Origin of the sequence: Methanosarcina sp. DH2 (assembly GCF_020804225.1) — an archaeon.
GTDB lineage: Archaea > Halobacteriota > Methanosarcinia > Methanosarcinales > Methanosarcinaceae > Methanosarcina.
The window spans coordinates 1-13339 of the sequence record NZ_WJBI01000001.1 but is presented as its reverse complement, the minus strand read 5'-3'; the positions used below and the strand labels follow the sequence as shown (position 1 = coordinate 13339).

Sequence of the window (13339 nt, the reverse complement as noted above, 5' to 3'; positions counted from 1 at the left end):
AAACTACCCTCACTGAAAATTACTTTTCGCCCAAAATTACTCCTCACTAAAGTACCTCCTGGCAAGGAGGATCGTGCTTGAACCTGTAAGGATAAGCAGGAAGGAAGCAATTATCATTCCTTCTGTTGTGAAGTCCTGCCAGGAATGTACAGATACCCACAGCCCGCTTCTTGTGACAAAGGTCGAGAAAATGACCAGGACAAAAGAAACAAGTGCGAGCATAGGGAGCATGAAACCATACTCCCCCTGGCGGAACCTGAACTTTGCATGCAGGTAAGCAGTTGCCGTAAGCCAGGGAATCAGGGAGGAGGTTTCTACAGGGTCCCAGGTCCAGTACCAGGCACCCCAGCCAAGAACTTCGTATGCCCAGAAGGCTCCGAACCCTATCCCAAGTGTAAGAAAGAGCCAGGAAACTCGCATCCAGCCTGTTGCCAGTTCGGACCACCTGCTGTCCTTAAGGACAAGGCCTGCAATTGCAGCAGCGAAAGGAAGGGTAAAGGCCGCATAGCCCAGGAACAGAAGAGGGGGATGGATAGCCATCCAGAGGTTTCTGAGCAGAGGGTTCATGCCCTGCCCGTAAGAAACAACGAAAGGTTCCGCAAAAAGATTCCAGTTTGTGACTTCAGGTATTCCTGCACCTGCGAGATAATACATTGAGAAAGGGTTTTTTAACGCCAGTAGCAGCAGGAATACAGAAGCTACAAAGAGTGAAACCGATCTGATAAGGGCAAAGAGATCTGTGTCCCTGAGCACTCTTCCTGCACCTGTGAAGCGTGTAACTGCAAGCATTATAAAGATAAAACCTGTCCAGATTAAAAATGACCCTTCCTGCCCTGCCCAGAGAGCCGAAAGTCTGTAGTGCCAGGCAAGGTCGGAGCTGGAGTGCTGAAAAACATAACTGAATTGCGTATCCACTCCGAACAGGTGATAGGCAAGCAGGAGGATCGCGACTACCAGTGACGATCCTCCTATAAGTTCCAGCTTTTCAGAAAGGGCTATAAATTTCCTGTCCTGCCTTAAGAAGTAAAGCAGGGAAGTAAAAAAGGCAAGCAACCCTGAAGCTCCAGCTATCCAGATGAGCCCCATTCCAGTATTCATACGATCACCATCTGCACACCCGTCTCATACATTTTTTTTACTAACACATTTCTTTGTGTTTCCATTTTTGTTTTCATCTACCTGAGAACCTCTTTGAGAAGAACGATTTCCGGAAAGGTCATTTCCCTGGGCACCTTTTTCCCCTGCAAGAGAATCCGAAAGAAAGAGAATCAGGACTCCCAGAACCATCAGATAAAACCCACCCCAGAGAGAGGTCATGAAAGGTACCTTCCGGATATAAAGTTCCACAGTCTGGGCTTGTGTATCTACGGATTTTGGGGCGATAAAAAGTTCTTCCAGAAGCCCTCTGTGAATGTAGGTCTCGGTATAGGACTGCTGCCATTTGAAGTCACTTATATATTTTATCTGTCCGCTGTCAAAAGGCTGGCCCCACCTGTACACATCAAAATCGATTGTGCTTATGTAAGCAGAACCCGAATAACCTCCATAAGGTTCTCCTTCGATTCCGGATGTTATGTTGGTAATATGGACGCTGTAACCCATGGACTTGAAAGTACTCACTTCCCCCACAGGAACCACAGCAGAATCCTCAAGGCTCATATTGGTGCTGAAAACAATCCCGACAAGGAGCAGGACCGCTCCAAGGTGGATAATATGAGAACCTGTCCTCCGTAGAGTTCCTTTCAGTGTCTTTTCTTTCGAAGAAAGCAGCCTGTAAATAACCGCAAAAAAGGCTGCTGCAAGGAGCGGAAACGAGATATTAACAGGCAGACTTGAAAACGGGGAAAAAGCAACCGAAAGTGCGGAACCTGCAATACCTAACCCCAGTACCAGAAGACCTTCTTTTTTCCCTGCGCTCCCGATCAGAAGACACAGAGTCAGCAACATTACAAGGGCAAGAGTAGGCAGAGCTGCACGCAGATTAAAATAGGCAGCATCAAGCAGGATTTCTTCTCCTGTACTGACTCTAACGATGAAAGGGGTTAAAAGTCCCATCGTTATCAGAGCGGCAAGCAGCACCAGCACTGAAACTGTAGCAAGCATGGTGTTGCGGACTGTGAGAACATCGCTTAGCTTTCTCATAAAAAACCTTGAAAATGTGAATAAAAAATATAACTTAATAAAATAAATACAATTAAATAGGGATAATATTTACTTAAGCCCATTATTTAAACGTACCTGAAAAAGTTGAAGGATTCTTGAAGAGGGCAGCGAGAGACCAATTATCCTATATTTTGCTCTATCTTTGCTGGCAGGAGATAGAGAAAGATAAAAAGGATGAAGGTATGGAAGGGAGTTAATTTCTGCCCCAGGAAAAAAGGAATACTGGATAGAGAGATGATACCACGATCGAGCTGATAATCAAAGCATTCTGGCTGATGATTCCTGCATACTTGCCCAATCCCTTCGCAGCTGTCTTCGGAGGTGGAAAACCAATCGACGGGGGCAGGACTTACAAAGACGGGAGAAGAATTCTCGGAGACGGGAAAACCTACAGAGGGCTCTTTTCAGGCATCTTCTGCGGGTTTCTTGCCGGATGTATTGAAATCTGGCTGGGTTCGAAAGGGTTTGAGATTATGGGGATTGAAATGCCCACATTTGGCCCGGATTACGCAAGCGCTTTGATAGTTGTGTTCGCCCTTGCCTCCGGCGCTCTGTTCGGGGATATGTTCAAGAGCTTTTTCAAGCGCAGAATGGGCCTGAAAAGGGGAGCGTCCCTGCCTCTTGTAGACCAGCTTGACTTTGTTGTTGGAGCCTGGGTATTCACATACCTTGCAGCTCCGGAATGGTTCATGAGTAATTTCACTACAGGGATTATGCTTACAGTCCTTATAATGACGCCTCTGCTCCATCTTACGACAAATATAATCGGATATATTATAGGTGTAAAGAAAGAACCCTGGTAAAAACCCTGTGGAAGAATCATGAAGACCCTGTAAGAAGGAAAAATTCAATAAAAAGATGAGAAAATCTTGCATAACTGCTGAAGAAAAAGTAGAGAAAAAAATAAATTACAGGAAAAACCTTAGAAAACGTTTATAGCGCTAATAAGGCTGCAATAACGGTGAGAGAATGAGCAAATCAAACCCAGAAACAGGAAATGGATTCGAAACACAGAAACAGGAACTGATCGCAGCCCTCAAAGCTTGCGGAGCTGTCCGCTACGGGGACTTTACACTCGCTTCGGGAAAGAAAAGCAAGTACTATATCGATATCAAGAAAGCCAGTACCGACCCGAAAACCCTGAAAATTATTGCCAGGCAGGCAGCCCTCAGGATAAAAGAAATGGATGTGGATACAGTTGCAGGTGTAGAGCTTGGAGGTGTCCCCCTGGCAACCGCTGTTTCCCTGGAAACTGAACTTCCCCTGCTGATAGTAAGGAAAACTATCAAGGACTACGGCACAAAAAGCAGATTTGTAGGAGACCTGAAGCCTGAAGACAGGCTAGTGATGCTCGAAGATGTAACAACCAGCGGAGGCTCGGTTAGAGATGCAATTGAGGTGGTCAGGGAGACCGGAGCCCATGTTAAATACGTAATTACAGTGGTGGACAGAGAAGAAGGGGCCAGGGAAAAACTGAAAGGAGCAGATGCTGAACTTGTGCCTCTGGTAAGTGCAAGCGACCTGCTAAAGTAAAGTAGGTGCTCCGGCACTTTCCCAAACCTCATTCGGCTGCACAGGCATGTTAGCTAGGAAAAAACAACTCTGAACTTATGTATTTTAAGAGATCTGGATGTCATAGAGAGGTTCTCCAACTTGCACAAGAGATGCTGCCCTTGACCTCAAAAACCGCTTTTTATTTACAGGAGTATAAATGCCCTGCCAGTTTGCCTGGCTGCCCTTCCCGGAAAAAAGCTTAGAAAATTTAAAAAGAATATGATAGAGCATTATTTCAAATTTTAGTACAACTCAAAATTCATCTTCATAATCCTTTAATAGCGGCAGGAAGGCAATCAAGAACTGCCGCAAAACCGGAATGATGAAGATTTAAGACCACAAGCGCCTATAACTTCTTCATGAGTTGCGCCTTCGGTTTTTGCCATCACTGCATGCATCTGCACACCTCTCGGATTTCGATTCGCGGTCTGGATAGCAATGTTGATTAGCTATTTTGATTTAGCATCCAGTCCTTTTAAAGCCTTTTGAGCTTCAATAAGATCATTAAAACGTGCTGCAACTTCAGGACATTCATTCAGGAATATTTCGTATGGATTTTGGTCCATAGATTTCATCTCTTAAAGGACTTTATTAGGCTAAATTTATTTAAAGTATAACTGGTCAGAATTTATTTTGGCAAAAAGTATTAAAATAACTTCTTAAAGGAGAATGGAAGGCGAAACTTTTAAAAGAAGTTAAAACTAACTGGATTTTTATATAAATTAGAAGCTTAACAATGAGAAGATATTTATCAGAAGAAATAGAGAATTAGGGAATCCTTTATTGTGTTGTTGATTAAAAATATTGATTATAAAGATAAAAATATTTTTAAAATAGAAAGAAAGGTTTTGCGAACTCCATAATCCATCACCTTTTCTTCATTATATTTCCTCATTGAGTATCAAGAACAAATTTCACATTAAAAACAAGTTTTTTTGAACAAGGAGAATGAAAATGAAGATTTTGCTTATCGGCGGCGGCGGAAGGGAACACGCAATTGCCGAAGGAATTAAGAAAAGCAAGCATAACCCGGTCCTTTATGCGTTAATGGCAAAGAAAAACCCAGGAATTGCGGCACTCTGTGAGGATTTCCTGCTCGAAAAGGAAACCGAGGTTGCAAAAATTGTTGAGTATGCAAAAGCCAGGAACATTGAGATGGCTTTTGTGGGCCCTGAAGCTCCGCTTGCAGCAGGAGTTGCAGATGCCCTCTGGGAAGCCGGGGTCCCTGTTGTAGGCCCTAAAAAAGCCTGTGCGGTTATTGAGTTTGATAAGGCATGGGCAAGGAATTTCATGAAGAAATATGGGATCGAAGGCTGCCCTGCCTATGAAGTTTTTACAGAAGAAGCTCCTGCTCATGTTTTTATTGAAAAGCTGGGCGATGTTGCAGTCAAGCCCTCGGGGCTTACAGGCGGCAAAGGGGTAAAAGTTATGGGTGACCAGCTCCCTGACCTCAAAGCTGCCATGGAATATACAAGTGAACTCCTGGAAAAGGGGCCTGTGGTTATTGAAGAGCGTTTCATAGGAGAAGAATTTACCCTCCAGGCTTTTGTGGATGGAAAAAACCTTGCCTTTTTCCCTGCAGTGCAGGACCATAAGAGGGCTTATGAAGGTGATCTCGGACCAAATACAGGCGGGATGGGCTCATACACTGATGCAGGAGAAATCCTACCTTTCATGCTTTCGGAAGATATCGAGAAGGCAAAAAAGATTATGCAGCACACGGTAACAGCCCTGCACGAGGAAACAGGAACAGGATACCAGGGCATTCTTTACGGACAGTTTATCCTGACGGCCAACGGGCCCAAAGTCGTGGAGTTCAATGCCAGATTCGGAGACCCTGAAGCTATGAATGTTATCCCCCTTATAGAGACTGATTTTATAGAAATTATGTCTGCTGTGGTAAAAGGGACCCTCGGAAACCTGCCTGTAAAGTTCAGCAGGAAAGCGACAGTCTGCAAGTATGCAGTCCCGGCAGGCTACCCGGATAATCCTGAAAAAGACAGCGAGGTAATTGTAGGGAATATAGGAGAAGCTTCAGTCTATTATGCAAGCGTGTATGAAAAAGAAGGGAAAATTTACACCACCGGCTCCCGTGCCGTTGCTGTCGTAGGGTGTGCAGAAACAATAGAGGCTGCAGAAAAAATCGCCCAGAATGCCCTTGAAAATATTCAGGGTAAACTCTTCTTCCGGAAAGACATAGGCACTGCCGGTCTTATCCAGAAAAGAATTGACCATATGAAAGAACTTAGAGGCTGACCGTTTGAAAAACTATGTAGTAGTACCGTGTGTAGATAAGTACTATGCAGTAAATATAAAGTTTAAATTCAGCCAGTAAGAAGTCGGGGTTTGAGACGATGAAGAGAGATGTACTTTCTATAACTGACCTGTCCCGGGAGGAGATATACGAACTCCTTGAATCGGCCGCGGACCTGAAGAAAAAACGTAAGGCAGGAGAACCTACCGAATACCTGAAGCACAAAAGCCTTGGAATGATTTTTGAAAAATCCTCTACAAGGACAAGGGTATCCTTTGAAGTCGCAATGACAGATTTCGGAGGCCATGCTCTCTACCTTAATTCTAGGGACATCCAGGTAGGAAGAGGCGAAACTATTGAAGACACAGCCAGAACCCTTTCCGGTTACCTGCATGGAATCATGGCCAGGGTTATGAGTCACGAGACAGTAAAAAAGCTTGCCGAATATTCGACTATACCCGTGATCAATGCCCTGTCAGACCGGGAACACCCCTGCCAGATCCTTGGCGATTTCATGACTATCATGGAATACAAGCAGAGATTTGAAGGCCTGAAATTCGCCTGGGTAGGCGATGGAAACAATGTCTGCAACTCTGCCCTGCTAGGCTCGGCAATTATGGGAATGGAGTTCGTGATTGCCTGCCCTAAAGGCTATGAGCCCAAAGCCGAATTCCTTGAACAGGCAAAAGCCCTCGGAGGCAAATTTACCATCACGGACGACCCAAGAGATGCTGCAAAAGACGCAGATATAATCTATACTGATGTCTGGGTCTCCATGGGCGACGAAGCAGAGCAGGAAAAACGCCTGAGAGCCTTTGCTTCTTTCCAGGTCAATACCGAACTCCTTGGAGCCGCAAAGCCGGACGTAATAGTAATGCACTGCCTGCCCGCCCGAAGAGGCCTTGAGATTACAGACGAAGTCATAGACGGCCCGAACTCTGTAGTCTTTGAAGAGGCAGAAAACCGCCTGCATGCCCAGAAAGCCCTTATCCTGAAATTGATGAAATAAAAAATTTCATCAATTTTCCATACTTATTTCTAGAATTTTCAAATTCCCGAATGGTTGCAGAATAAACTCCAATATAAACGATTGAACTCGGGAAAAATAAATATATTATCAATTTAAAGAGCTTTTTCATCCTCCGAGAGGGCCTTCAAGGAAAAAGTTTAAGAACAAAGAGCGCCACTATGTGCTGCTGCAACATAAGCCATATCGTGCGAGGGTTGCCCAGCCAGGTCAAAGGCTCCTGGTTCAGAGTTTTACATAGAGAACTAAACGTTACACAAAACATCAACATGCGAGAGTTGCCCAGCCAGGTCAAAGGCGCTGGATTCAGAGTCCAGTCTTGTAGGAGTTCGTGCGTTCGAATCGCACCTCTCGCACTAATTTTTACTAATTCTTATTTTTGCTTAAGTTGCTTATTTTATAATTTCTTCTGAGTTACGGCAATTCTAGAATCATTTTAAGATCTTGCATGAAATAATTAGGCTTGTATTTTGATCTTAAGACTCTGTGTTCTGTGAATTTTTCTAGGTCTTAACATTTTTCAGCTAAGTGGTCGTTTACTAATATCTGTTTGAGCTTTCATGATACAATTTCAATTCGGTTTTTATAGTAAATTATAATGCATAGATTACAATAAAACCTATGCATTTTCCCAACCTTATGGAGAATAGTTCTGAACTTGAATTTTAATCAGCTGAAAGTGCCTACGCCATAAAAGCAATGTTTATACGAAAAAGCGAATTCAATTGAGATTATTGCTAGTTAATTTAAAAGTACTTTGCACTTGATGACAGCTATGCTCCCATTGGGCCATTATGTATGTTTTCTTGGTTTTTCAGCAAAATCAATTTCACCTCGCAGATAAGAATACCATTTATCTATATTTTCAGTATATCCTATAATCGTTGGAATTGTTCTGCTTTCAATGCCTTTCTCTTTTGTTAAAAATCCAGTGTCTAGATAATACCTTAGATAATCAAGTTCATCTATAGCTCTAATATCATTATCCTTACTTAAACGTACACGTTCTGATACATAACCAATGAAATCATCCGCATTCTCTAACAAATCAGTTATTACCAATAAATCATATATATTAACATTCCAGGGATAAATATCCCCTTTAAAAAGCTCTGGATCCCATAATTTTAATACATTTAAATCAGTAGTAAACTCCGAAAATGAGTCAGCAGTTACATTTATTAGGAAGATATTTTTAAACTCCTTTTCCTTTATTGGGAGTTTTGTTCTTTTTTGTTTGTCCCTGAACTCGGCTGTCGGTTTACTTTTTATATATTCTAAAGCTCTTTTTGATTGTTCAAAAGGTTTTTTGATCTGTTCTGTGACATCATCTTTTGTCATTTTTAGGATATCCTGTGTGCAGGCGATACAGCGTCTTTTCTTTCCTTTAACTTCAATCAAAAAAAGATTATCTTCATAGATCACTAATCCATCTAATTCAGTTCTCTTTGGGTACTCCAATTGTGGATATATTTTTGAATTAGGCAAAATGTTATTTATCAGTTCTAAAGTTTTGGATTCGAAAAAGTCTCCCTTTGCTTTAGCATATTTATTTTCATCTCCTTGGAAAAAGGATTCCTCTATAATAGGTATCACATTTCTGATTAAATGCTGTACAATGAAACAATAATATTTTTCTTCTATTTTTATAATTGGTTTTAATGGAACGATACTGATATCAAAAGGAGACGACCAAGTTGGATTGGAATTAAAACCAGTTACTAAAGAGTCCAATATACTCTTATTAATTTTTTCATTCAATTTTATTTCAAAAATATTTTTTACTTCTTTTATTTCTAAATACTTTCTATATTCTGGGAACAGTTTTTCTCTTATTGTAGGTATTTTTTGCTTGTATTCGAGATCTATCTCTTGATAAGACTTTCCTTTTTCTAGACCTTGTTCAACAAACTTCAACCAAGCTTCATGTTCTTTTTTTATCTGAGATAAGAATCCAAAAAAATTAGACAGATTCGAATTTATTTGATTACTAATTTCTTCAACAGTTGAAAAATATTCTGTTATTGTAAACTCTTTTTTCAATAAATTAGGATCAATGTTAGAAAAGAACTCTTCAGCTAGTTGCTGATTATGTTGTGGATATGCATCCCCTCTCATAAATAGGAAATGAATTATGGTATTGAAATATACATTTTGCTCTTCAAAGGATAAATCATCTCTTAATATTATTTCAGAATTGATGAGACACTGAAATTTGTCCAAAAACTTGTCCAAAAGTCCTTCAAGTTCATCAAGTTTAGTGAAATCACTTTCTTTAGGAAATACGTTGAAATCAGACTTTAATACGATATTATGTAGAAGTTCTACAAGAAGTTGTGTTCCTTTAAAACTAGATTCAGTATATTTTTCAGGATCGCATGTTAGATTCGTTGTGAAGACATGCCCTAAAACATCTAGTGGATTAAAGCTTTGAATAACTAAATTTTCAATTTTGGCTAACAATTGATATACTTCTTTTTTAAGCTCAGGTAAATTATGTTTCATTTTATCCATCATTTCTTTATGCTTTTCACCTTCAAAGCTTGAGACTATATGTATCTCTCTTCCTTTTCTTCCTAAAGTTATTCCATCATAATCATATCTCTCATCAAAATTTACACTTGCTTTTTCGATAGGAGGTTCCAAAGAAATCATATTACGATTATATAAAAACAATTTACCGGAGTTAATTAATTTTCTTATTCTAATTTCTATTTTGTCTTCAGGTACACCACTAATTTTGTTAGTTTCAGCAACTAAATCATTTATCCGATAGTCTTTCGTACCCAATAACTTTGAAAAAACAGACTCGAGCTTGGCCATTATTTATCCCCTAAAGCAAATTAATTAACATATCTATAAACAGAAATAGAGCTGTTGCCATTATCTGAAATGTAAGCATATCGCGCTGTGTGCGAATCGCTTTGCGCAGTAACTACAGATTCAGTAGATAAAAAGATAATTGACAAAAAAGAAGAGGCCTTAAAACTAAAATGATTTTGTATGACTTATCTTCATTTTTTATTTATCTTCTATCCTTTAAAATATTTTTTTATAATAAAATTGTGGCACTTATACTCAGTTTCACAAACTCGTTATAAATTCTTCTAATCAATCTCGTTATTTTTGCATAACCCCACGAAAAGATATAAGCATGTTAGGAAGCTGGAGTTAGCTCTGGAGTGATTTTCAATTTTGTCAATTAATAAATAATGGAGGCAGTGTATTAAATCTTCCGTAAATTCCCTCATCATTTTTACACTTTTTTGTTCACTTTTTAAAACACGAACGTTTTATGGTAAACGTTCGTATATAGAAGTGTCTTGCAAAGGGATTGGAAAGTCTTTTTCTTTGATATTATACAAATCAGAAAGACATTAGTTGTCGGCAAAATAACCAATCAATACATTATAGAACTTCATTTAATAAAAGTCGAAAAACAGATATTTTTTTAAACTTTCCTGAAGTAGACTTCATATAAATCGAGTAAACAATGTGCAACTGCATAATATCGGGCTTTTGTTCCTCCTTCAACAAAAAGTTTTTCGTATATAATAAGTGTTCTTCCATATTTTTCCAGTTCTTTATCTATACCAAAGAAAACTTCAAAATCTCTTAGGACATCTGGAGGTAATTGAGGAATAATTTGTATATAATTAGCAATTATTCGAGCACGCGGTAATTCTTGTTTATTTTTAGCATTTGACAACGCAGAAATCACTTTGTCAAATAAAGATGGTTTATTTACATCATTTGTTTTGTGTAAAGAATAAGCTTCTTCGTAAAGTTTATCATACGTTGGTTTTATTTCAGAAGGAATATTTTGATTTTTCCATGTACTTAAAGTGTCAAATACATCTCCTAACACATCATTTTTGTCTAAGTAGGTAAGCATCTTCCAATATTTTTTCAAATCTCTAATTTCTTCCTCGGCAGGTTTTAAACCTATTTTTAGAAGTTCTAAATCATCTTTTCTCTAATAGAATCGTGGATTTCACTCATTTAATCATCTTCTAACCCTTAATAAATTCTATATATGATACTTTACTACTATATATAATAACATTTAATTTTATCTGTAAATTTTTATGTTACATCCATTATAAAGACTTCTAATTTTTGTATTTTCTTAAAAGTAGATGGCGAATTTTTTAGCAACAAACATATGCAGAAATATCAATACACAGTTATAAAGTCGAATGTACTCTCTGAATACATTTTTTAAACTTGACCAAGTTCTTAAAGATTAATTATGCATTTGAAATTTAGTTTTTACCATCTAATTTGAAGAAGATCCTAAAAAACATTATTACGGTATTTTTTGATATATAGAGACATTGAGAAAAGTATCTATGCGTTTTTCATAGAATTTTTGCATTTGATGTTTGGGATTATCGAACCCACTTTCCGCAGTAAATTTTCGCATATTCACATTTTTTCTTGCTATCGATTTTCAATAAAACGTGGATTTATCGGACTTTTATGTAGGAAGTAAAGTAGCTATATGGTGTATCAAAGAGACCAAAAAACGATATCAGTCAATTTTCACCAAGTTACATAAAAATCCAAATTAATTTGATTTGTTTCAAAAACGCTATCAGGAAAAATATTGATTTTTTAAAAAATACTGCGGAATGTGGGATAAATTATTAATAATTTCTTATTATTTTAAGAAATTATTCTTTATTTTAAAAAATCTTTTATTTATAAGTGTTTCTTCTATTTTTTAATGATCAAACCTGCCTGCAGTTTATAATAAAAATATCATACTTAATGGTGTCAATAGTATATTTTATAAATTCAAAATTATATTGGGTTATGAGCTGTTGTATGGATTTAACTGACTTTCCGCAGATCCCCACTCAAAAGTAGTATTTTTCGCAATTTTTCCCCATCAACCTTATTATCTTGCCCTTAATTTCATCCATGTTRGCAATTTGAGTTACTACTTTTGAATCAACTTCCACTTTTACTTCTGTAATCTCCCTCATTAGCATAAAAGCCCACTTCAAAGTGGGCTTTTGAGTTTGTTTTTTAACTTGGTCAGGTATTGTTTCCCCTGTTTCTTTTAGCCTTTCTCTTAGTTTCCATTCCGCTACCGAATAAACCATCAAAGTTAAGACCATTATCATTGAAAGAGCTTCAATTCTCTGAGGTTTTTTCAAATAAACTTCTGAAACTCTGAAGCTTTTGTCCTTTATGAACCTGAACCCTTTTTCAACCTTACTTTGATTCTTGTAGTAATCTAGCATCTTTTCAGCATCAAGATTGAGATCATTGCTTGCAATTATAAACCTTCCCTGATACTCTTTTTCAGTCAGTGTAATCTCTTCATTCCTGACTGCTGTTGCATTTACAACATAGTGGACGATAAGCTTTTCATCCTTCTTTGGCCTTCCTCTCTTACCGTTTTCCCTTGTTGAAACTGTKGAAATCTCTACAGTTTCAAGCAAACAGTAAGGATTCTCTTTTTTCCATCTTKCCAGAGCTGCCCTGGCATCCTCTTCACAGGCAAACTCTATCTTYTTTAGATCTTTGAGGTCTTTTTGAGCTTCTTTGACAATCCTTTTAATTTTCTTTTCAAAAGTAACATCTTTTCTTTTCTGCATCTCAGATGAGTGAACAACTACCCATTTTTGCTTGATATCACCATATTCAACAATGGTTTCGTAAAATGAATATCGGGGGTCTTCTCCTTGTTTAAACTCAAGATCAGAAATCAACAAATCTTTTGAAAGGTTTAGTGTTGARGGTACACGAGTGATCCACTTCATTCCTTTTCTCATTGATTTGATGGTRTTGTCAGARTAKAGAGCACTGTCAGCTATGTAATAAACATCATCAGGGAAAGTTATGTTTTCTTGAAGCATTTTCATTGCTTCAATTATGGTTTCTTTGTCTGATGCATTACCAGAGTAAGCTTTTGCAAATAATGGGATTCCATATTGATTTGTTATTATTCCAAGTCCAAAACGTTGCAGATCATCTCTACCGTCTTTTGCATGACCATATGTGATTTCGATGGCAGAACTGCCATCGATATGTTTGTAATCTCCATAGACGCTAAAACTAGTGCTTCGATTCCTAATTAATTCCTTTTAAATTATATTGTAATTCCACCAGGCATTTTGTCCCTTTCTTCCATTTTATATTTCCATTTAAAAATGACTGGTTTTTCGTTAATCTGGTCTATATATTGACCAATTCTTTCCCCTAATTCCTTTATTGAGTCGACTCTTATTCCTCTTAACAAGCTTCTTGCCATTTTACAGAAAAAACTTACAATAAAATTTAGCCACGAAGCATGATTGGGTTAGAATACAAATTCAAATTTATCAGGA

9 protein-coding genes, 1 tRNA gene and 2 pseudogenes are annotated in these 13339 nt (G+C 38.2%); 5 read left to right on the top strand and 7 right to left on the bottom strand.

Features of this window, described 5'->3' with window-relative positions:
* Window positions 1-36: 36 nt before the first annotated feature.
* Both ccsA and FXV91_RS00055 read right to left on the bottom strand, forming a co-directional pair.
* Window positions 37-1098, bottom strand: a complete 1062-nt coding sequence (gene ccsA, locus FXV91_RS00060) for a cytochrome c biogenesis protein CcsA (protein WP_229387122.1) — start codon at window positions 1096-1098, stop codon at window positions 37-39.
* Window positions 1099-1122: 24 nt separating this feature from the next.
* The gene (locus tag FXV91_RS00055) at window positions 1123-2142 is read right to left on the bottom strand and encodes a cytochrome c-type biogenesis CcmF C-terminal domain-containing protein (protein WP_229387120.1); all 1020 of its coding nucleotides are present in this window, start codon (window positions 2140-2142) and stop codon (window positions 1123-1125) included.
* A 275-nt stretch (window positions 2143-2417) separates the two neighbouring features.
* Here FXV91_RS00055 and FXV91_RS00050 point away from each other — a divergent pair, with 275 nt between their 5' ends.
* Complete coding sequence (locus FXV91_RS00050; RefSeq protein WP_345945462.1) at window positions 2418-2966, top strand: CDP-2,3-bis-(O-geranylgeranyl)-sn-glycerol synthase; 549 nt, start codon at window positions 2418-2420, stop codon at window positions 2964-2966.
* Between the two features lie 166 nt (window positions 2967-3132).
* Window positions 3133-3696: an orotate phosphoribosyltransferase gene (gene pyrE / locus FXV91_RS00045; protein WP_229387117.1), complete on the top strand. Its 564-nt coding sequence runs from the start codon at window positions 3133-3135 to the stop codon at window positions 3694-3696.
* Window positions 3697-3780: 84 nt separating this feature from the next.
* Here the strand turns inward: pyrE and FXV91_RS00040 are convergent, their stop codons facing one another.
* Window positions 3781-3948 carry a hypothetical protein gene (locus tag FXV91_RS00040; RefSeq protein ID WP_229387115.1) on the bottom strand — a complete coding sequence of 56 codons (168 nt, stop codon included), beginning with the start codon at window positions 3946-3948 and terminating at the stop codon, window positions 3781-3783.
* Window positions 3949-4671: 723 nt separating this feature from the next.
* Here FXV91_RS00040 and purD point away from each other — a divergent pair.
* The 3 genes from purD (at window position 4672) to FXV91_RS00025 (ending at window position 7354) form a co-directional block, all read left to right on the top strand.
* On the top strand, window positions 4672-5973 hold the full coding sequence (purD, locus tag FXV91_RS00035; protein ID WP_229387113.1) for a phosphoribosylamine--glycine ligase: 1302 nt from the start codon (window positions 4672-4674) through the stop codon (window positions 5971-5973).
* Between the two features lie 98 nt (window positions 5974-6071).
* On the top strand, window positions 6072-6980 hold the full coding sequence (argF, locus tag FXV91_RS00030) for an ornithine carbamoyltransferase (RefSeq protein WP_229387110.1): 909 nt from the start codon (window positions 6072-6074) through the stop codon (window positions 6978-6980).
* 289 nt (window positions 6981-7269) lie between these two features.
* Window positions 7270-7354, top strand: a tRNA-Leu gene (locus FXV91_RS00025).
* A 436-nt stretch (window positions 7355-7790) separates the two neighbouring features.
* On the opposite strand, the gene FXV91_RS00020 is transcribed toward FXV91_RS00025, so the two are convergent.
* From FXV91_RS00020 to FXV91_RS00005, 4 genes and pseudogenes are all read right to left on the bottom strand, one after another.
* Window positions 7791-9821 (bottom strand): NERD domain-containing protein, encoded by a 2031-nt coding sequence (locus FXV91_RS00020; RefSeq protein WP_229387108.1) that lies wholly within the window; start codon window positions 9819-9821, stop codon window positions 7791-7793.
* Between the two features lie 628 nt (window positions 9822-10449).
* Window positions 10450-10893, bottom strand: coding sequence for a hypothetical protein (locus tag FXV91_RS00015; protein WP_229387106.1), 444 nt, complete (start codon window positions 10891-10893; stop codon window positions 10450-10452).
* Between the two features lie 967 nt (window positions 10894-11860).
* Window positions 11861-13093, bottom strand: a pseudogene (locus FXV91_RS00010) (IS1634 family transposase); the annotation flags it as partial.
* An 8-nt stretch (window positions 13094-13101) separates the two neighbouring features.
* Window positions 13102-13339 (bottom strand): annotated as a pseudogene (locus FXV91_RS00005) (IS630 family transposase); the annotation flags it as partial.

Coding starts and splice junctions, on each gene's coding strand:
- ccsA (WP_229387122.1), bottom strand. CDS start 1,098: ATGAATACTGGAATGGGGCTCATCTGGATAGCTGGAGCTTCAGGGTTG.
- FXV91_RS00055 (WP_229387120.1), bottom strand. CDS start 2,142: ATGAGAAAGCTAAGCGATGTTCTCACAGTCCGCAACACCATGCTTGCT.
- pyrE (WP_229387117.1), top strand. CDS start 3,133: ATGAGCAAATCAAACCCAGAAACAGGAAATGGATTCGAAACACAGAAA.
- FXV91_RS00040 (WP_229387115.1), bottom strand. CDS start 3,948: ATGCTCTATCATATTCTTTTTAAATTTTCTAAGCTTTTTTCCGGGAAG.
- purD (WP_229387113.1), top strand. CDS start 4,672: ATGAAGATTTTGCTTATCGGCGGCGGCGGAAGGGAACACGCAATTGCC.
- argF (WP_229387110.1), top strand. CDS start 6,072: ATGAAGAGAGATGTACTTTCTATAACTGACCTGTCCCGGGAGGAGATA.
- FXV91_RS00020 (WP_229387108.1), bottom strand. CDS start 9,821: ATGGCCAAGCTCGAGTCTGTTTTTTCAAAGTTATTGGGTACGAAAGAC.
- FXV91_RS00015 (WP_229387106.1), bottom strand. CDS start 10,893: ATGCTTACCTACTTAGACAAAAATGATGTGTTAGGAGATGTATTTGAC.